This is a genomic window from Marivita sp. (assembly GCF_051251565.1).
In the GTDB taxonomy this organism is placed as follows: domain Bacteria; phylum Pseudomonadota; class Alphaproteobacteria; order Rhodobacterales; family Rhodobacteraceae; genus Marivita.
This window is the reverse complement of the sequence record NZ_JBPOFB010000005.1, coordinates 183787-203245: the sequence shown is the minus strand read 5'-3', so window position 1 is coordinate 203245 and position 19459 is coordinate 183787. Positions and strand designations below refer to the sequence as shown.

The 19459-nt window shown below is 59.7% G+C and carries 18 protein-coding genes and 1 tRNA gene; 9 read left to right on the top strand and 10 right to left on the bottom strand.

Features of this window, described 5'->3' with window-relative positions; genetic code table 11:
- Positions 1-83: 83 nt before the first annotated feature.
- Positions 84-986: an EamA family transporter gene (locus ACSHXH_RS09255; protein ID WP_435671615.1), complete on the top strand. Its 903-nt coding sequence runs from the start codon at positions 84-86 to the stop codon at positions 984-986.
- 3 nt (positions 987-989) lie between these two features.
- Positions 990-1589 (top strand): inner membrane-spanning protein YciB, encoded by a 600-nt coding sequence (locus tag ACSHXH_RS09250; protein WP_435671497.1) that lies wholly within the window; start codon positions 990-992, stop codon positions 1587-1589.
- 28 nt (positions 1590-1617) lie between these two features.
- Here ACSHXH_RS09250 and ACSHXH_RS09245 read toward each other — a convergent pair whose 3' ends face one another.
- A complete protein-coding gene (locus ACSHXH_RS09245; RefSeq protein WP_435671496.1) occupies positions 1618-2058 on the bottom strand; it encodes an Lrp/AsnC family transcriptional regulator in 441 nt (146 codons plus the stop codon).
- Positions 2059-2174: 116 nt separating this feature from the next.
- Between ACSHXH_RS09245 and ACSHXH_RS09240 the strand changes: the two genes are divergently transcribed.
- The 4 genes from ACSHXH_RS09240 to ACSHXH_RS09225 all read left to right on the top strand — a co-directional run bounded on the left by ACSHXH_RS09240 (position 2175) and on the right by ACSHXH_RS09225 (position 7389).
- Complete coding sequence (locus ACSHXH_RS09240; RefSeq protein WP_435671495.1) at positions 2175-3356, top strand: type III PLP-dependent enzyme; 1182 nt, start codon at positions 2175-2177, stop codon at positions 3354-3356.
- Positions 3357-3398: 42 nt separating this feature from the next.
- The gene (locus ACSHXH_RS09235) at positions 3399-5696 is read left to right on the top strand and encodes a xanthine dehydrogenase family protein molybdopterin-binding subunit (RefSeq protein ID WP_435671494.1); all 2298 of its coding nucleotides are present in this window, start codon (positions 3399-3401) and stop codon (positions 5694-5696) included.
- Positions 5674-6732 carry a DUF2235 domain-containing protein gene (locus tag ACSHXH_RS09230; RefSeq protein WP_435671493.1) on the top strand — a complete coding sequence of 353 codons (1059 nt, stop codon included), beginning with the start codon at positions 5674-5676 and terminating at the stop codon, positions 6730-6732. Before ACSHXH_RS09235 ends, ACSHXH_RS09230 begins: the two co-directional genes overlap by 23 nt.
- 189 nt (positions 6733-6921) lie before the next feature.
- Positions 6922-7389, top strand: a complete 468-nt coding sequence (locus tag ACSHXH_RS09225) for a CoA-binding protein (protein ID WP_435671492.1) — start codon at positions 6922-6924, stop codon at positions 7387-7389.
- A gap of 86 nt (positions 7390-7475) precedes the next feature.
- Here ACSHXH_RS09225 and ACSHXH_RS09220 read toward each other — a convergent pair whose 3' ends face one another.
- Together ACSHXH_RS09220 and hisF are read right to left on the bottom strand one after the other, a co-directional pair.
- Positions 7476-7781: a phosphoribosyl-ATP diphosphatase gene (locus tag ACSHXH_RS09220; protein WP_435671491.1), complete on the bottom strand. Its 306-nt coding sequence runs from the start codon at positions 7779-7781 to the stop codon at positions 7476-7478.
- Entirely contained in the window at positions 7778-8539 is a 762-nt protein-coding gene (gene hisF / locus ACSHXH_RS09215) for an imidazole glycerol phosphate synthase subunit HisF (RefSeq protein ID WP_435671490.1), read from the bottom strand. Before hisF ends, ACSHXH_RS09220 begins: the two co-directional genes overlap by 4 nt.
- A gap of 86 nt (positions 8540-8625) precedes the next feature.
- Here hisF and ACSHXH_RS09210 point away from each other — a divergent pair, with 86 nt between their 5' ends.
- Together ACSHXH_RS09210 and ACSHXH_RS09205 are read left to right on the top strand one after the other, a co-directional pair.
- Positions 8626-9384, top strand: a complete 759-nt coding sequence (locus tag ACSHXH_RS09210) for an SDR family NAD(P)-dependent oxidoreductase (protein WP_435671489.1) — start codon at positions 8626-8628, stop codon at positions 9382-9384.
- Positions 9385-9469: 85 nt separating this feature from the next.
- Complete coding sequence (locus ACSHXH_RS09205) at positions 9470-9937, top strand: DUF302 domain-containing protein (protein ID WP_435671488.1); 468 nt, start codon at positions 9470-9472, stop codon at positions 9935-9937.
- Between the two features lie 37 nt (positions 9938-9974).
- Here ACSHXH_RS09205 and hisA read toward each other — a convergent pair whose 3' ends face one another.
- Entirely contained in the window at positions 9975-10694 is a 720-nt protein-coding gene (gene hisA, locus ACSHXH_RS09200; protein ID WP_435671487.1) for a 1-(5-phosphoribosyl)-5-[(5-phosphoribosylamino)methylideneamino]imidazole-4-carboxamide isomerase, read from the bottom strand.
- 136 nt (positions 10695-10830) lie between these two features.
- Here hisA and ACSHXH_RS09195 point away from each other — a divergent pair, with 136 nt between their 5' ends.
- Positions 10831-11217: a DUF2147 domain-containing protein gene (locus ACSHXH_RS09195; RefSeq protein ID WP_435671486.1), complete on the top strand. Its 387-nt coding sequence runs from the start codon at positions 10831-10833 to the stop codon at positions 11215-11217.
- A gap of 93 nt (positions 11218-11310) precedes the next feature.
- On the opposite strand, the gene hisH is transcribed toward ACSHXH_RS09195, so the two are convergent.
- From hisH to ACSHXH_RS09165, 6 genes are all read right to left on the bottom strand, one after another.
- Positions 11311-11946 carry an imidazole glycerol phosphate synthase subunit HisH gene (gene hisH / locus ACSHXH_RS09190; protein ID WP_435671485.1) on the bottom strand — a complete coding sequence of 212 codons (636 nt, stop codon included), beginning with the start codon at positions 11944-11946 and terminating at the stop codon, positions 11311-11313.
- Positions 11947-12534, bottom strand: coding sequence for an imidazoleglycerol-phosphate dehydratase HisB (hisB, locus tag ACSHXH_RS09185; RefSeq protein ID WP_435671484.1), 588 nt, complete (start codon positions 12532-12534; stop codon positions 11947-11949). It abuts the gene before it with no gap.
- 95 nt (positions 12535-12629) lie between these two features.
- Positions 12630-12704, bottom strand: a tRNA-Gly gene (locus ACSHXH_RS09180).
- Positions 12705-12878: 174 nt separating this feature from the next.
- Entirely contained in the window at positions 12879-14399 is a 1521-nt protein-coding gene (locus tag ACSHXH_RS09175; RefSeq protein WP_435671483.1) for an anti-phage dCTP deaminase, read from the bottom strand.
- A 343-nt stretch (positions 14400-14742) separates the two neighbouring features.
- Entirely contained in the window at positions 14743-18186 is a 3444-nt protein-coding gene (locus ACSHXH_RS09170) for a pyruvate carboxylase (protein WP_435671482.1), read from the bottom strand.
- A gap of 81 nt (positions 18187-18267) precedes the next feature.
- On the bottom strand, positions 18268-19416 hold the full coding sequence (locus tag ACSHXH_RS09165; protein ID WP_435671481.1) for an alpha-hydroxy acid oxidase: 1149 nt from the start codon (positions 19414-19416) through the stop codon (positions 18268-18270).
- Positions 19417-19459: the final 43 nt, after the last annotated feature.

Here is a 19459-nt window from a genome sequence, read left to right as displayed (position 1 = left end):
TCTTTGGGCGTCAAATACCTCGGGGGGAGGCGCGCAGCGCCGGGGGGCAGAGCCCCCCAACCTGTGTGCGCCTCCACGAGATGATCAGCGACTGGCTTATCTCGATAGAAGGCACCGCCGAAGGCGCGCAACTGGCCCTTTGGCTGGCCCTGCTGGCGGCAGTGCTGCACGCGGCGTTCGGGGCGCTTCAAAAGGGGCGTCACGATCCGTGGATGTCGCGCGGCGCGATTGATATCAGCTATGGCCTGATGGCCGCGCCCTTTGCGCTGTTCGTCGTGCCCTGGCCCGAGCCGCATATGTGGCCAATCTTTCTGGGCGCGTTCATCATCCACCTTGGCTACAAGCTCTTGCAGGCGCAGGCCTATACCAAGGGCGCGTTCACCGTCGTTTACCCGGTGGTGCGCGGCACCGGGCCGCTCTTTGCGGTGATCGGCGCGTACCTGATCTTTGGCGAAGTGTTTTCGCTTGTGCAATGGCTGGGACTTGGCGTTTTGCTCGCGGGGATCTTCGGCCTTGCGGTCTACAACCTCGTCTACCTTGAAGCCGAACGCGACACGCTGCCCGTCGCGCTTGCCCTTGCCGTTGCCACTGGCCTTTTTGTGGCGCTGTACACCACCTATGACGCCTACGGCATCCGTGCCACCGCAAACCCGTTCACCTTTTTGGCGTGGTTTTTCATGATCGATGGGATCGCCATGCCAATCATTGCAGCTTTCCGTTATCGAACCATGACCCACAAACCGGATCTCGGCCCCCTGGCCGTACGCGGCGTGATCGGCGGGCTGGTGGCGTTTTTCAGCTTTGGCTCCATCATGGTGGCCACGCGGCTCGATCAGGTGGGCGAAGCGGCGGTGCTGCGTGAAACCTCGACCGTGTTCGCCGCGATCATCGGCTGGGTGTTCTTGAAAGAAACTGTCGGTCCGCGCAGGATTGCGCTCATGGCCCTGATCGCGCTAGGGGCTGTCATCGTGGAATTCGGAGGCTGATCAGTGGCAAAACGGCATATCCCGCAATGGGTAAAATCGGCATTGGAACTGGGCCCGGTGATCGGCTTCTTCGTCGCCTATCTTTGGCTCAAGGACGAGGTCTTTACCTTTGGCGGTACCGAATATGACGGGTTCATCGTTGTCACAGCACTTTTCATCCCGGTGATCCTTGCGTCGATGGGCGTGCTTTGGGCGCTGACCGGCCACATCAGCCGGATGCAGATCGTCACGGCCGTGTTGGTGGTGGTGTTTGGCGGGCTGACTGTCTGGCTCAATGATGACCGGTTCATCAAAATGAAACCCACGATGGTCTATTCGCTGCTGGGCGGTATCCTGGCTGTCGGTCTGCTGCGCGGCCAAAGCTATCTGCGCGTGGTGATGGGCGAATTGCTCCCGATGGAGCATGAGGGCTGGATGATCCTGACCAAGCGCATGACCGGGTTCTTTTTCCTGCTTGCCGCCTCGAACGAGATCGTCTGGCGGACGCAAAGCACGGAAATCTGGGTCTATTTTGAAACCTTCGTTCTGACTGGTGCGACTTTCGTATTCTTTATCGCGCAGGCCGGGGTGATCCAGAAATACAGCACCGCCGAAGAAGACTAGGGGGCACGGCGCCTCAAAGTGGCGCCGCTTATCCCCGTCGGTCAAGCTTGGTTGACAGGTGGATAAAGCTCTCGGAGCTTTGAACGCCCTTCGCCTCGGCAATATCGTCCAGCGTCCGGTCCAGCCCCTGGGTTGTCTGCGCGCTGATCTCAACCACCAGATCGACCCGCCCGGACACGGTAAACACCGCTTCGACATTGGGCAGCGCGCGCAGCCGTGACAGAACTCCCGGCCCGGTGCGCGGTGCGATGGACACCAGCACCGTCGCGCGGATCGGGGCAGCCAGAGCATCGCCGCCGCGCAAGATGAATCCCGCAATCACACCCCGTTCCAGCAACCTGTCGATCCGGGTCTGCACGGTTGTGCGCGCCAATCCCAGCTTGCGGGCAAGCTCGGCCACGGGGGCACGGGCGTTGCGCTTGAGCAAGGCAATGAGGGCGGCGTCAGTTTCGTCGATCTGTAGGGTCATTCCGTCAGTCTGCCCCAAAATTATGCGTATTTGCAAGATATGTCGGCGGGATCTGGCGTCACATGGCCGCACACTTGCCCTTAGAGCAGATCAATAAGACGACACATGAGGGCGTCATGCGTGCAGGCAAAGACAACATCCCCCAAGGTCCGTTCGATCAGGCGCGCATCACCGCGCTGATCCGCGACACACGGCCCGACGGGCCCCTTGCGCTGTTCCGTCCCAGCGCGTTGATCCGCAGCGCAAAGGTGTTTCAGCGCGGGTTGCCCGGGTCCGTCAGTTATGCGGTCAAGGCCAACCCAAGGCGCGAAGTGCTGGAGGCGCTTGTGAATGCTGGTCTGGACACGTTCGACGTCGCCTCTGTGGCCGAGATGCAGGAGGTGCGGGACGTATTGCCAAGCGCGCGGCTGCACTACCATAATCCGATCCGGTCGTTGTCCGAGATCGCACAGGCAAAGGCGTTTGGTATCGCGTCCTGGTCGGTGGACCGGATGTCTGAACTGGACAAGCTTGGCGCGCTGCCGCCGAATAGCGAAATTGCGGTGCGCCTGTCGCTCAAACGATCCGGGGGTGCCTATGATTTCGGCACGAAATTCGGCGCATCACCCGAACTGGCCGCCGCGCTTTTGGCATGTGTGGCCCAGCGGGGTCTGACGCCTGCGCTTACCTTCCATCCCGGCACCCAATGCTCCGATCCGTCCAGTTGGGCCGATTACATCGCGGCTTGTGCAGACATCGCGTGCCGGGCAGGCGTGCGTCTGGCGGCGCTCAATGTGGGCGGCGGGTTTCCGTCCAAAGCTGGCGGCTCCGCCGATCCGGTGCACGGGATCTTTGCCACCATCCGCAGCGCCGTTGACACCCATTTCCCGGCCCAACCGCCAAAACTCTGGTGCGAACCGGGGCGCGCGATGGTGGCTGACGCGCTTTGGCTGCTCCTCCGGGTCAAGGCGCGCAGTGACGATACGCTTTACCTCAATGACGGTCTTTACGGTGCGCTTGGTGAATGGCGCGATATGGCTGTTCCGGGCCGCCAAATCGGGCTTGCGCAAACCGGCGATCAGATCGACGGGGCAAAGCAATTGTTTACCATTTTCGGGCCAACCTGTGACAGCCTGGACCGGGTGCCGGGAACCTGGGCACTGCCTGCGGATATCAGCGACGGTGATTACATCCTGTTGACCGGGGCAGGGGCCTATAGCCTTGCACTGGTGACCGGGTTTAATGGCTACGGCACGCGCGATTGCATTAACCTTGAGCGATTGGGCGTTCGCGCTGGACAGTGCCGCCTCGCAAGCTAGTGTCCCCTCCACATTCGTAGGGCAGCACTGCACGAGGTCAGCATGGAAAAGTTCGGAAAATCACAGCCGGTTAAACGGATCGAAGATGTGCGGTTTCTTAATGGCACGGGCCGCTATGTGGACGACATCGCGCCGACTGACGGGTTGCGCGGCTATGTGTTCCGGTCGTCTGTGGCCCATGCCCGGATCGACACGCTAGATGTGTCTGACGCGCGTGACGTGCCGGGCGTACATTTGATTCTGACAGCCGCCGATCTGGTCAAGGCCGGTTACACAGAAGGGCTTTGGGGCACAACTGTGCCCAACCGTGATGGCAGCAACGGCGCGGCTCCGTTTCGTCCGGTCCTTGCCACTGACACCGTCCGCTATGTCGGCGAAGCGGTCGCGTTCATCGTGGCCGATACTCTTGAGGCAGCGCGGGATGCGGCGGAACTGATAGAGTTTGAATACACCGACAAACCCGTGCATCTGGGTCTTGCATCGGGTGGCGTGCCGCTGCACGCCGAAGCGCCCCGAAACACCGCCTTCGATTGGGGTCTGGGGGACGAGGCCGCGACCCATGCCGCGTTTGATGCCGCACACCGCACCGTCAGCCTTGATGTTGAGGACAACCGCATCATCGTCAACGCGATGGAGCCGCGTGGGTGTTATGCCGAACCCGACGGCGACCGCCTGCATGTGTCGATCAACGCCCAAGGGGTGTGGGAACACAAAAAGCACCTCGCGCGCGTCTTGAACATGGACGCGGAGGCCATCCGTGTCACCAACCCCGACACGGGCGGTGGGTTCGGCATGAAGGCGATGCCGCACCCCGAGAACTTTTTGACCGCCATTGCCTGCAAGATGCTGGGGCGCCCGGTGCGCTGGATGTCGGAACGCACCGAGGCGATGCTGTCGGACAATGCGGGCCGCGATCTGCGCCACACCGCAGAGCTGGCCTTTGACGCCGACAACCGGATCACCGCCTACCGCGTGAAAACCGTTGCCAATATGGGCGCGTATAATTCGCATTTCGCCCAAGCGATCCAGACCAACCTGTTCGCCAAGGTTCTGATGGGCACCTACGATGTGCAAACCTCGTGGCTTCAGGTGGAAGGGGTCTACACCAATACCACGCCCGTGGACGCCTATCGTGGGGCCGGACGGCCCGAGGCGATCTATCTGCTGGAGCGTGTCATGGACCGCGCTGCACGCGAACTGGACGTGGACCCGTGGGATCTGCGCCGCATCAACTTTATCAAACCGCACCAGTTTCCCTACAAGACCACCACAGGCGAAACCTATGACGTGGGCGATTTCGACCGCGTTCTGAGCCGTGCTGCGGGCTTTGCTGATCATGCGGGCTTTGCCGCGCGGCGCGCGGCGTCCGAGGCGCAGGGCAAGCTGCGTGGCTCGGGGCTGTGTTATTACATCGAGAGCATTCTTGGCTCTCCGATGGAGGACGTCAAAGTTACCTTTGACGAGGATGGCGGCGCGTCGATCTATGTCGGCACACAGTCGAACGGGCAGGGACACGAGACGGTGTTCACGCAATTCCTGTCGGACCAGACCGGGATACCTGCCGACAAGATACGCTTTGTCCAAGGGGACAGCGACCTGATCGCGCGTGGGGGCGGGACTGGCGGGTCTCGGTCAGTTACGATCCAGAACACCGCGACGCTTGCCGCAGTGGACAAGATCATCACCGCTTTCACCGGCTTTCTTGCGGATCAGCAGGGGATTGCGGAAAACGAGATCAGCTTTGACGACGAGCAGTTCCGCGTTGGCACGTCAAACATCACGCCAACCATGCTCGAAGTGGCGCAGATGGCGCGCGACGCGGGGCGCGACGACCTGCTGATCTTTGATGCGACAATCACGCTGGATGCGCGCAGTTTCCCCAATGGCGCACATGTGGCCGAGGTCGAGGTCGATCCCGAAACCGGGCAGGTCAGTGTCGACCGCTACACCGTGGTTGACGATTTTGGCAATCTCATCAACCCGATGCTGGCCGAAGGTCAGGTGCATGGCGGAGTGGCGCAGGGCTTGGGTCAGGCGCTGACGGAACGGGTGGTCTATGACGAGGACGGGCAGCTGCTCACGGCAACGTTCATGGACTATGCGATGCCGCGCGCCGATGATCTTCCCATGATCGGATTCACCACTGAGGCGACGCCCTCGACCACCAACCCAATGGGGATGAAGGGCTGCGGCGAAGCAGGCACCATTGGCGCGCTGGCAGCGGTGGCCAACGCGGTGCAGGACGCCATGTGGTCGCGCGGCGTGCGACAGGCGGATATGCCGTTCACACCGCAACGGGTTTGGGGCATGTTGCAGGATGCGCGCATCGCGGCTGAGTGAGAGAGTCCTTGGCTGGTTCGGCAGACGGGTTTCTGCGGATCAGTCGCCAGTCACGCTACGCCGAGGCCCGCGCGATCATGTGATCATTCTCGATGGCACCTTGTCGTCGCTTGAACCGGGCTGTGAGACGAATGCAGGGCGTTTGTACCGCCTCTTGCAAGAGGTCGGGGGCGATGTGTCGCTGTATTATGAGCCCGGTTTGCAATGGTCCGACTGGCGCAGTGCGCGCGATATCGCGGTGGGGCGGGGGATCAACCGCCAGATCTGCCGTGCTTACGGATTTTTGGCATCGCGCTACGCACCGGGTGACCGGATCTTTTTCTTTGGCTATTCGCGGGGTGCCTATGCCGTCCGGTCTTTGGCCGGGGTCATTGACGAGATCGGCCTCTTGCGCGCCGAATATGCGACGGAACGCAATATCCGTCAGGCCTATCGCCTTTATCGCTACACGCCGTCCGGCGATGTGGCGCACGATTTTGCCGCGCTTTTTTGCCATGATGTGACACGGATCACGGTTGTGGGTGTCTGGGACACGGTCAAGGCGCTGGGCATGCGACTGCCGATTATGTGGCGCTTCACCAATGACCGGCATGCCTTTCACAACGACCAGCTTGGCCCGTCGATCCAGCACGGGTTTCAGGCACTGGCCTATCACGAACGGCGCATGGCCTATGAACCTGTGCTGTGGTCCTGTCCGCCCGGATGGTTCGGGCATGTCGAGCAGGTGTGGTTCAAGGGGGTGCATGGCGATGTGGGTGGACAGTTGCGGGGCCATAACGAGGCGCGCCCGCTGGCCAATATTCCGCTGGTCTGGATGCTGGAGCGCGCTCATGGCGCAGGTTTGCCCTTGCCGGACGGATGGCGCGGACAGTTCCCGCAGGATGCACATGCGCCGTCCTCCGGCAATTGGAAGGGCTGGGGGAAGCTGTTTCTCTATCGCAGACGCCGCAAGATCGGCGCAGACCCTTCGGAACGCGTTCACGAATCGCTGCATGTGTCCGAGCCAAAACCCGTGTCGGAACCTTTGGTGCCCTGAGTTCTGACGAATATGTGACTAAAAGACGTGGGTATTCCCTTTAAAGATCGAAAATCGTGCCTAACTCTTGGATACAGGAGCGCGGGAATGGAACACCCGCTGCACCTTAACTGTCCCTCGTTCCAACACTTGCGCCCAAGGTCTCCTTGGGCGCTTTTTCTTTTCTGACCTTGGGGTTAGGATCGGGCCATGACGTATTCCGATGCATTTCTGCGTGACATCCTGACCCGCACCAAAACGGTGGCTGTGGTGGGGGTGTCGATGAACCCTGTGCGCCCATCCTATTACGTGGCGCGGTATCTGTCGCTGAAGGGATTCACCGTCTACCCGGTCAATCCCGGCCATGCCGGTCAGATGCTGTTTGGCCAAACCGTGCGTGCAACGCTGCGCGACATCGACGCGCCGGTGGACATGGTCGATATCTTCCGTCGCTCCGAAGCTGTCCCGCCGATTGTCGACGAGGCGCTTGAGGTATTCCCGGATCTGCGGACAATCTGGATGCAGATCGGCGTCCAGCATCCCGAGGCCGCCGCCAAGGCAGAGGCGCGCGGTGTCGATGTGGTGATGGATCGCTGCCCGAAGATCGAATACCAGCGACTGTTTGGGGAACTACGCATGGGTGGTTTCAACACCGGGGTGATTTCGTCCAAGCTTTGAACGGGTTTCGAATGGCCTTCGGCCATCCGACAGGTTGGGGGCTCTGCCCCCAAACCCCCGAGGGTATTTGAAGCCCAAAGAAACCCTTAGCGGTTTGCTTTCTCCTGCAACCCGGATTGTCTCTGACGGCGGTCAAGTTCTGCCATCACGTCGGACAGTGCGACATCGCGCGATTTCAGCATCACCAAGAGGTGAAACAGCACGTCAGCGGCTTCAGAGGTGAGACCGGCATGGTCTCCTTTGACAGCTTCGATGATGGCCTCAACGGCTTCTTCGCCAAATTTCTCGGCGCATTTTTCCGGGCCCTTGGCCAGCAGCTTGGCGGTCCAGCTTTCTTCTGGTGCGGCTTTGGCGCGGGCGGCAATGATTTGGTCCAGCTCTTCAAGGGTCATGTCAGTCTCACCGGAAGGCCTGCGGCGGCCATATGCGCCTTGGCTTGGCCAATCGTGTATTCGCCAAAGTGGAAGATTGACGCGGCCAGTACGGCGCTGGCACCGCCTATTGTCACCCCTTCGACCAGATGGTCGAGCGTGCCAACGCCGCCCGACGCGATCACGGGCACCTCTACCGCGTCCGAGATTGCGCGGGTCAGTGGCAGGTTAAACCCCGCCTTTGTGCCGTCACGGTCCATGGAGGTGAGAAGGATTTCCCCCGCCCCCTTGGCAACCACGGTTTTGGCAAATGCCACGGCGTCGATGCCGGTGGGTTTGCGGCCCCCATGGGTGAAAATCTCCCATCGGCCCGGCGCGACCGTTTTGGCGTCGATGGCCACGACGATGCATTGGCTGCCGAACTGATCCGCGGCTTGGGCCACCACATCGGGGTTTGCCACTGCGGCCGAGTTGAACGACACCTTGTCGGCCCCCGCCAGCAAGAGCGCGCGCACATCGGCCACGGTTCGGACCCCGCCGCCAACGGTGAGCGGGATAAAGCATTGCTCTGCGGTGCGGGTCACCACGTCAAACATTGTGCCCCGGTTTTCATGGGTCGCATGGATGTCGAGGAAACAGATCTCGTCCGCACCCGCCGCGTCATAGGCGCGGGCGGCGTCGACCGGATCACCGGCGTCGCGCAGATCGACAAAGTTCACGCCTTTGACCACGCGGCCATCGGCAACATCGAGACAGGGAATGATGCGGGTTTTCAACATGGCTTGCGGCGTACCCCGAAGATCGTCGCTTGTGAAGCCTGTGTGATGCGCATTATCCGGGACGGACCACTTAAAAGGAGCTGTTCATGTCCGGTACATTCGCCCGCTACCCAAGCCTGTCTGGCAAAACCGTCTTGATGACCGGCGGTGCCTCCGGGATCGGGGCCGAGATTGTCAAAGCCTTTGCGGCGCAAGGGGCGAAGGTTGGCTTTGTCGATCTGGACGCTGTGGGCGCGCAGGCGCTGACCGACGCGACAGCAGGGACGATCGTCTGGGAACAGGCCGATCTGCGGGACATCCCGGCGTTGCAATCGGCTTTTGCCAAGTTGAAAGCACAAATCGGCCCGGCGCATGTCTTGGTCAATAACGCAGCGCGGGATGATCGGCACGATTGGCGCGAGGTTACGCCCGACTACTGGGACGAACGGCAGGCCACCAACCTGCGACACATGTTCTTTGCCATTCAGGCCGTTGCCCCCGACATGATCGCGGCGGGCGGTGGGTCGATCATCAACATGGGGTCGAACAGCTGGTGGGAAGCAGTCGGCACCATGCCCGCCTATACAACGGCGAAAGCGGCGGTGCATGGGTTGACGCGCACCATGGCGCGCGATCTGGGCGGGCACCGCATCCGGGTGAACACCGTGGTGCCGGGCTGGGTCATGACCGAGCGCCAGAAAGAGCTGTGGGCCACGCCCGAGGCTTTGGAAAAGCACCGGGACCGGCAATGCCTGCCGGACCTGATTGATCCGGTCTATCTGGCGCGCATGGTGCTGTTTTTGGCATCGGACGATGCCGCCATGTGCACAGCCAACAATTACATGGTCGAAGCCGGGTCGATCTGAGCCGCTTTTCGCCTCTCACGGCATCGTGCATATCAAGTGAGGCTGTCCTGACCGAGGTTTTGCAAAACACTCGAAAGGACATTTTATGAAACGCAGTCTCTTTGCAGCCGGACTCTTTGCTGCCAGTCTTGCCATGGCGGCGACAACGGCGTCGGCGGGCGACAACGGATTGATTTCAAAGACCAGCGCTCAGGGCGTGACCGAGACCGTGGATGCCATGGTTTCTGCGATGGAGGGAGCAGGCCTGACCATCTTTGCCCGTGTCGACCACGGGGCAGGGGCGATGTCCATCGAAGAGGATATTGGCGCGTCGCAGCTTTTGATTTTCGGCAATCCCAAAGTGGGAACACCGGCGATCAAGGATGACCCGGTGTCCGGTTTGTTCCTGCCCCTCAAGGTGCTGGTCTACGAAGATGGCATGGGCGGCACCAAGATCGTCTATGAAGACCCTGCCGCGATGTTGGGCAAGCTGGGCGGAGTGTCCGAAGATGCAGCCTATCTGGGCGTCATGACGGGCGCATTGGCAAGGTTCACAGATATGGCCGGACAATAGGCCACATCTGCTTGGGATGTTTTTGGAGGTGCTGGGCTTAGCGCAGCGCCGCCAGCGCCTCTTTCAGGTCAAGCGCGCCGTCATAAAGTGCACGACCTGAGATTGCGCCGTTCAGGTTTGCACCGCAGTCGCGCAGCGCAATCAGGTCGGCCAGCGACGAGACCCCACCCGAGGCGATCACCGGGATCGACACGGCCCGCGCCAGGTCTGCCGTGGCCTCAATGTTCGGCCCCTGCATCGCACCGTCGCGGTTGATGTCAGTATAAATGATGGCTGCCACGCCCGCGTCCTCGAACGACCGGGCCAGATCGGTGACCATGACATCCGTTTCCTCGGCCCAGCCCTTTGTCGCAACACGCCCATTGCGCGCGTCGATGCCCACGGCGACATGGCCGGGAAACGCCCTGGCCGCCTCGTGCACCAGGCCCGGGTTTTCCACGGCCACCGTCCCAAGGATCACCCGTTGCAGCCCCTTGTCGAGCCAGCGTTCGATCGTCGCCATGTCGCGGATGCCGCCGCCCAGCTGTGCAGGTACTTTGCAACGCTCAAGGATCGCTTCGACCGCCGCGGCGTTCACCGGCTCTCCTGCAAACGCGCCATTCAGGTCCACCAGATGCAGCCAGTCACAGCCTGCCGCAACGAACTCCATCGCTTGTGACGCGGGATCATCATTGAACACGGTGGATTTCTCCATGTCGCCCCGCAAAAGGCGCACGGCCTGTCCGTCTTTGAGGTCGATGGCGGGGTAGAGGATCATGGCGCGGTCTCCGGTCTATGTGCCTGCGCGCTTTGACATGACGGAACGACACATGCAACGCGACCCAGCGTCAATCTTGATCGGATTCAGCTCCTCGGGTCAGAGTTTTTGTACCACTCTGAGGGAGGAGACAGAGATGAAGCTTATGACACTTGTTGCGGGTCTCGTGCTGGCCGCCAGCGCCGCTTTTGCCGATCCGGTGGAAGGCAAATGGCGCACACAGCCCGGCGATGACGGGGCCTTTGGACTGGTCACGATCAGCACGTGCGGGTCCGAGATTTGCGGCGTTCTGGGGCAGGGCTATGATGCCAGCGGCCAAAAGATCGCATCCCCCAATATCGGGCGTCAGATGATCTGGGGAATGACTCCGCAGGGCGGTGGCGCTTATGGCGGCGGCAAGATCTGGGCTCCGGACCGGGACAAGACCTACAATTCCAAGATGACGTTGGACGGCGATGCGCTCAAGGTCGAAGGCTGTGTTCTGGGTATCTGTCGCGGCCAGACCTGGACGCGCGTCAACTGAGCGATTTCGCGGGGAGTGCCTCTCCGCGACAGGCTGGGGGGCACTTCCCCCAGTCCCACGGATATTTGAGAACCGGAGAAGATGTGGCAGATTTTAAGGGGCCCAACGCAGAAAGTTGGCGATCATCCGCAGCCCTGTACCTGCGCTTTTTTCGGGGTGGAACTGAAAGCCGACCATCGTGTCCCGGGCGACAATGGCCGTGACATCACCGCCGTAGTCCACATGTGACACGCGTTGCGCAGGGGCATCGACGCGCATCTGGTAGGAATGCACGAAATAGGCGTGTTCGCCGGTTGCGACGCCGTCAAGCACCGGGTGGGGCGTGTCGATCACCAGATCGTTCCAGCCCATATGCGGCACTTTCATCTTGGGGTCCGCAGGCACGATGCGGTCCACCACACCGTCGATCCAGCCAAGGCCGTCCGTGGGGGTGTATTCCAGCCCCGCCCGCGCCATGAGCTGCATGCCGACGCAGATGCCCAGAAACGGCCGGGCTTTGACCTCGACCGCTTCGATCATCGCGGCAAAGGCACCCGAGGCGCGCAGGGCCGCGGCACAGGCCGGGAACGCGCCGTCGCCGGGCAGGACCAACCGATCGGCCCCGGCAATGACATCGGGGTCGGAGGTGACGACAACTGTGCCTGCGCCAACCTCAGACGCCATGCGCTGAAACGCTTTTTCGGCAGAATGCAAATTGCCGCTTTCGTAATCAATGATCGCTGTCAGCACTTACAACGCGCCCTTCGTGGACGGGATCGCATCTGCCTTGCGGGGATCGACCTCCAACGCGTCGCGCAACGCACGGGCGACGGCCTTGAACGCGGCTTCGGCGATGTGGTGGCTGTTGATCCCGTGCAACATGTCGACATGCAGGGTGATGCCGCCATGCGTGGCGAACGCCTGAAAGAACTCGCGCACCAATTCGGTGTCGAACGTGCCGATCTTGGCGGTGGGCAGATCGACGTTCCACACAAGGAAGGGCCGCGCCGACAGGTCCAGCGCCGCGCGCACCAGCGCATCGTCCATCGGCAACAGGCACGCGCCATAGCGCACGATCCCGCGCTTGTCGCCCATCGCCTGTGTCAGGGCCTGACCCAAGGCGATGCCCACATCCTCGACCGAGTGGTGATCGTCGATGTGCAGATCCCCCTCGCAGCGCACCCGCATATCCATCAGCGAATGACGCGCAAGCTGGTCCAGCATGTGGTCGAAAAAGCCAACCCCGGTCTGGTTGTCATACTGCCCGGTGCCGTCCAGACCCACCTCAACGGTGATCTTGGTCTCGGCTGTGGTGCGGGTCACTGTGGCACTGCGCATATCGCCTCTCCCTGAGTTGCGTCGCGGCCTTATAGGCGCGCGGATGCGCCCCGCCAAGTGGGGGCGTTGCTGTCACTGGCGGGAAAGAAGACCGATGGAGCGGGCGAGGCGATTCGAACGCCCGACCCTAACCTTGGCAAGGTTATGCTCTACCCCTGAGCTACGCCCGCATGCCAATCTGGTGAGGCGGATTTAGTGTGTGTCGGGGCAGGGTGCAAGAGGAAAATTTGGGGGGGGAACACTGCGCACATTTAGTGTTCAAGTAATGACAGCCTCCAAAATACTGCAAAATAGTTGTATCAAGCAAAGCTTAGCGAAGAGGAAATTTGTTACCTGCTTGAAATCTAAGCGCTGGGAGGCGTATTTTCGAGACTTTCGATGATGCCGCCAAGTTCTTTGATAATTAAGGGCTCGAAGAGTACGTGCGATGAGTAACGATCACCAACTAATGGCGCTGGATGATCCTCGTACCAAGGTTTAGCAGTATTATCATTATTTTTTCGTTTTCCCTTCTCAAATATGTCTCGATATCGACGAGGGGATATTCCATGGAAGTGGCTCAAGACTACAAAATCTTTTCTCTTTTGATCTGTTGTAATAGCGTCGTCATGAAGATTCAATGCACGACTTTTGGGGTAAGGTTCAATATATACTATTCTTTTTATTCCAGCTGCTACGAGGTGCTTTGCGCAATTATGACAGGGAAACGTAGTGACAAAAATTGTAGCACCAGAGATTGCCCGTCCCAAACGCGCAGCATCAGTCAGTGCAGCCATTTCAGCGTGGGTCATTCTGCCAAATTCCGTAATATCTGATACTAAGGAATTCTTGACAAGGTTTTGGAAGGTTGGATCAGCTATCAACTCGTCTGGGTTTTTGTTAAGACTTCCATGTTGATGGATAGTGTCTATGAAATTCCGGATAATCTGGCTAGTTGCCAATTTGTTGGCTTCAATTTTTCGATCCATATCCCTTTGCGGGTTGGCGTCAGAACACCAATAATTTCCACCTCCCGCCTTTGGCACCTCGTTGCAACCAACAGAGATTATATCCCCTGATTCTGATAAGATGGCAGCTCCGACTTGTCTGCTCATGTCTATTGATCGCAGTGCAGCTGCTTTCGCCATATAGCTACCGAACTCATCAATGGTTGGGCTGATGAAGTTTGATCCAAACAATCCATCAATGAATCTATTAATATCAGCAGATAAAGTTGATTCTGAATCTCCATTGACGAACACATCACCAGAATGAAATGTGTCAGATAGCCTTTGACCAAATTTGTCATTATCTTCATTTTGATCGGTTTGAATTAGCTTTGCAGCTATATCCTTCTGCTGATCTAGCATCAAGCTTGGGTTTTCCGTTGCAACTATCTGGCTTACACGCATTTGTTGAGACGCGTCACTCGTTGTAATTGATACTTGAATGAACATTCGGCCGTAAATTCTTTTGAGAAGTGCTATTTCCTCTTCCCTTTTTAGCTGCCTAATAATGTAGGCATTGCTCGGAACAGGTGAGCTTGGGGCTTCTTCTTCTGTTACGTCGGGATTACCCTTGTTGAGTGATGATCTTATCGCACAAATTTTTAGGACAGATAGCAAAGCGAGTATGTCAGCGCGTCTAGTGTCGGTTCGCAGTTTGTTTACAAGTGCAATTTTTTCACGATATGTTTTTGCTGCTTCTGTTTGGAGGTGAGGGAAAATACTTGGAAGTTCTTTTGTAAGATGGATTGTATGAGGGGCGTATTTGACACGCCTTAATGCACCTTCAAGCGCTCGTTGCACAGCGGTCATGTCTACACCAAGTGGCCCAACTAAACCGAAAACGAGTTCTGGAGTTTCAGAAAGGTGCAAGTGTGACATGTGTATAACCTGTGGATAAATCATTGATTGCCTAAAGAGAAATCTCTTGATTGCGCGAGTCAAGTGGATCAGGCTAAACACATGCTACAAGTGCCAGGGAGGTCGATGTGGCCGAAAAAAATGAAGTCAAAACAGGGGCTTGCGAGAAAGTTTCGAATCAATACTCGTTGAGCGTAACCTTACAAAATGTTCTAACCAACGTGACTAAGACAGGACCAAATGTATCTGAATCCATGAAAGTTCAGCTTGCATCCTATGTTCGTGCTGCGCAGTGAATCGCTGACAAGATAGACTTTTGAACGGATGTGGGGCAGGCCCAAAGGCCCACCCCACACCCCCAACCTCACTCCAACTCGATCAACAAATCCTTCGCGTCGATCTGGCTTGCCGCTTGCACATGCACCGCCTTCACAACCGCATCCCGTTCCGCGTGCAGGCCGGTTTCCATCTTCATCGCTTCGATGGTCAGCAGCAGATCGCCTTCCTTGATGCTCTGTCCCACGCTGACCCCGACGGATGCCACGACTCCCGGCATCGGCGCGCCGATGTGGTTGGGGTTGCCGACTTCGGCCTTGGGGCGCGCGGCGGTGGTGGCTTTGGCCTTGCGGTCGGGCACGCGGATCGTGCGTGGCTGGCCGTTCAGTTCAAAGAACACCCGCACCTCGCCATCATCCTGCGTGTCGCCGACGGCGATCAGGCGGATCTCCAGCGTCTTGCCGGGGTCGATCTCGGCGCTGATTTCCTCGCCTTGTTCCATCCCGTAAAAGAACGTCCGCGTCGGCAGCACCCGCACCGGGCCATACATCCGGTGGCGGCCCATGTAATCAAGGAAAACCTTGGGATACATCAGGTATCCGCCCAGATCCTCGTCATCAATCGCCTTGCCCTCAAGCTCTTTGATCACCTGCGCGCGGGTGTCTTCGATGTTTACCGGGGCGGCATGGGCGCCGGGGCGGTCGGTGAACGGGGTTTCGCCCTTGAGGATCTTCGTCTGGATCGCCGCAGGCCATCCGCCCGGCGGTTGGCCCAACGACCCGCGCATCATATCCACCACCGAGTCGGGGAAGGACACGTCTTTTTCCGGGTCTTCCACATCCGCCCGGGTGAGGTTCTGGCTGACCATCATCAGCGCCATGTCGCCCACCACCTTGGAGGACGGCGTCACCTTGACGATATCGCCAAACATCTGGTTCACATCCGCATAGGTCTGCGCGACCTCGTGCCAGCGTTCCTCAAGCCCCAGGCTGCGCGCCTGCGCCTTGAGGTTGGTGAACTGCCCGCCGGGCATTTCGTGCAGGTAGACCTCGGAGGCGGGGGCCTGCTGGCCGGTTTCAAAGGCCGCATATTGCCCGCGCACCGCTTCCCAGTAGTTGGAAATTTCGCGGATCGCGCTGATGTCCAGCCCGGTGTTGCGGTCGGTGTGGCGCAGTGCCTCGACCACCGATCCCAGCGTCGGCTGCGAGGTGTTGCCCGACAGCGCATCCATCGCCGCATCAACAGCGTCCACACCCGCCTCTGCGGCGGCCATGATCGACGCAATCGCCGCGCCAGAGGTGTCATGCGTGTGGAAGTGAACAGGTAGGCCGACCTCTTGCTTGAGCGTCTTGACCAAGGCTTTTGCGGCGGCGGGTTTCATCAGCCCGGCCATGTCCTTGAGGCCAAGGATATGCGATCCGGCGGCTTTGAGCTCTTGGCCCATGGCGACATAGTATTTCAGATCGTATTTCGACCGATCCGGGTCGTTCAGATCGCCGGTATAGCAGATCGTGCCTTCCAGAACGCGGTTCGTCTCAAGCACTGCATCCATCGCCACGCGCATGTTTTCAACCCAGTTGAGGCTGTCGAACACGCGGAAGACATCCACACCCGTATCAGCAGCTTGGCGCACAAAGAACTGCACCACGTTGTCGGGATAGTTGGTGTAACCCACGCCGTTCGCTCCGCGCAACAGCATCTGGGTCATGACGTTCGGCATGGCTTTGCGCAGGTCGCGCAGGCGTTGCCACGGACATTCCTGCAAGAACCGGTAGGCCACATCAAACGTCGCACCGCCCCAGCATTCCATGCTGAACAGCTGCGGCAGGTTCGCGGCATAGGCGGGGGCGACCTTGATCATGTCGATGGACCGCATCCGCGTCGCCAGCAACGACTGGTGCCCGTCGCGCATGGTGGTGTCGGTGATCAGCACCTGCTTTTGCGCCGCCATCCAATCGGCCACCGCCTGCGGGCCTTTTTCGTCCAGCAGGGTCTTTGTGCCGGCGGGCGGTGTGTCTGCCCGCGTTTTGGGCGCTTTGGCCGGTTTCAGGTCGGGATGCGGCGTCGCGCGGCCCTGGACCTCGGGGTGGCCGTTCACGGTGATGTCCGCGATATAGGTCAGCACCTTCGTCGCCCGGTCGCGGCGTTTCTTGAACTGGAACAGCTCGGGCGTCTCGTCGATGAACTTGGTGTGGTACTGGTTGTTCAGGAAGGTCGGGTGCTTGAGCAGGTTTTCCACAAACGCGATGTTGGTCGACACCCCGCGCACCCGGAATTCACGCAGCGCACGGTCCATCCGGGCAATCGCCTTTTCCGGCGTCTGGGCCCAGGCCGTGACCTTGGTGAGGAGCGAATCGTAATAGCGGGTGATCACACCGCCTGCATAGGCCGTACCGCCATCCAGACGGATGCCCATGCCGGTGGCCGACCGATAGGCGGTGATGCGACCATAATCGGGGATAAAGTTGTTCTGCGGGTCTTCGGTCGTGACGCGGGTCTGGAGCGCGTGACCGTTGAGGCGGATGTCATACTGGCTGGCTTTGCCCGTGGCCTCGGCCAATGATTTGCCCTCCGCAATCATGATCTGGGCCTGCACGATGTCGATTCCGGTCACTTCTTCGGTGACGGTGTGTTCGACCTGAACGCGCGGGTTCACTTCGATAAAGTAGAATTTGCCGTCATCCATATCCATCAGGAATTCGACGGTGCCAGCGCATTCGTAATTCACATGCGCACAGATCTTGCGGCCAAGCTCGCACAGCTCTTCGCGCTGCGCTTCGGACAAATAGGGGGCCGGGGCGCGTTCCACGACCTTTTGGTTGCGACGTTGAACGGAGCAATCGCGTTCGTACAGATGGTAGATATGGCCCTGCTTGTCGCCAAGGATTTGCACCTCGACATGGCGGGCGCGCAGGATCATCTTTTCCAGATAACCTTCACCATTGCCAAACGCGGCTTCTGCCTCGCGGCGCCCTTCAAGCACCTTTTCCTTAAGCTCTGCCGGGCTGTTGATCGGGCGCATCCCGCGCCCGCCACCGCCCCAGCTTGCCTTGAGCATCAACGGGTATCCGACGCTTTCGGCCTCTTTGGCAATGGCGTCGAAATTGTCGCCCAGCACTTCTGTGGCGGGGATGACGGGAACCCCTGCTTCGACGGCCACACGCCGCGCGCTGGCCTTGTCCCCCAAGGCGCGCATTGTTTCGGCACGCGGCCCGATAAAGGTGATGCCATTGGCAACGCAGGCGTCCACCAGATCAGGGTTTTCCGACAGCAGGCCGTAGCCGGGATGGATCGCATCCGCGCCCGAAAGCTTGGCCACGCGGATGATCTCGTCAATGCTCAGATAGGCCGCGACCGGGCCCAATCCTTCGCCGATCCGATAGGCCTCGTCAGCCTTGAACCGGTGCAGGCCCAGCTTGTCCTCCTCGGCATAGACCGCGACCGTGGCCTTGCCCATTTCGTTGGCAGCGCGCATGATACGGATCGCGATTTCGCCACGGTTGGCAATGAGGATTTTCCGGAAGTCTGACATGTCAACGGTCCTGACCTATTTACGTTCCGCCATGCTTAGTAAGGATTCGTTACATTCTCAACAGGAAGAAATGGCGCAACGTCACACAGCGGGTCTGTCAAACCACGCTTTGCCGCGCAATTCGGTGGGTCTTGTCACACCCAACTGACCCATATTGGCGGCCATGTCCTTTTGCAGGATATCGACCAGATGGGCGGGGCCGTCCGTGTCCAACGCCCCCAGCGCATAATGCCACGCGCGCCCCAGCATCACGAAATCCGCCCCGAGGGCGATGGCGCGCAGGATATCAAGTCCGCCTTCGATTCCGCTGTCAAAGATCAGCGGCAGGCTCGTAGCCTCGCGCAGTGCGGGCAGCATTTCGATTGGGGCGGGAGAGGCATCAAACTGACGGCCTGCATGGTTCGACATCCAGATCGCATCGACACCTGCCTGTTCCAGCCGTGGTGCATCGTCGGGGTTCAACACGCCTTTAACGAAAAACGCCCCGTCCCACGCAGTGCGCAGCCAATCCACATAATCCCAATCCGGCGATGTGCGCAGCAGGTAGCCCGCATGTTGGGTCGAGCTGAGGCCCGTCACCTTGCCGGCGTAATCGTCGATCAACCGCATCCGGGGCATGCCCAGCGTGGCGGTGCCCATCGCCCATGTCGGGCAGGTGGCGATCTGCGCCAGCAGGCGCGGAGTGAGCTTTGGGGGCGTGGTGAGACCAGAACGCACCTGCCGTTCGCGGCGCGATGGCACGGGCACGTCCACCGTCAGGATCAGGGTCGAAAACCCCGCATCCTTGGCGCGCTTGAGCATATCGGTACGGATGCCTTCGTCGCGCGGCGGATACATCTGGAACCAGCCATTGCCATCCAGCCGCGGGGCGACATCTTCGGGGGTACGCGTCGCCACGGTGGAAATACTGTAGGGCATACCTGCCTTGGTCGCCGCCCGTGCCAGTTTGCGTTCCGCATCTGGCCAGATCAGGCCCGACATGCCCACAGGGCTGATGCCAAAGGGCAGTTTATAGGTCGTACCACACAGATCGGTGGTCAGGTCCACCGGCAGTTCGCCATGCAGGATCGACGGGGTGAACAACACCCGATCCAACGCCGCGCGGTTGCGGTGCAGGGTTGCCTCTTTGCCGGTCGCAGAATCGAGGTATTCCCAGACAAATTTAGGAATACGCCGTCTTGCGCGGGATTTCAGATCGCTAAGGGCGGGGTATTGTGCGTGATGATCCATAATTTGCATTTGTGGTCAGAATGTTGGAATTGTCCAGCAGCGC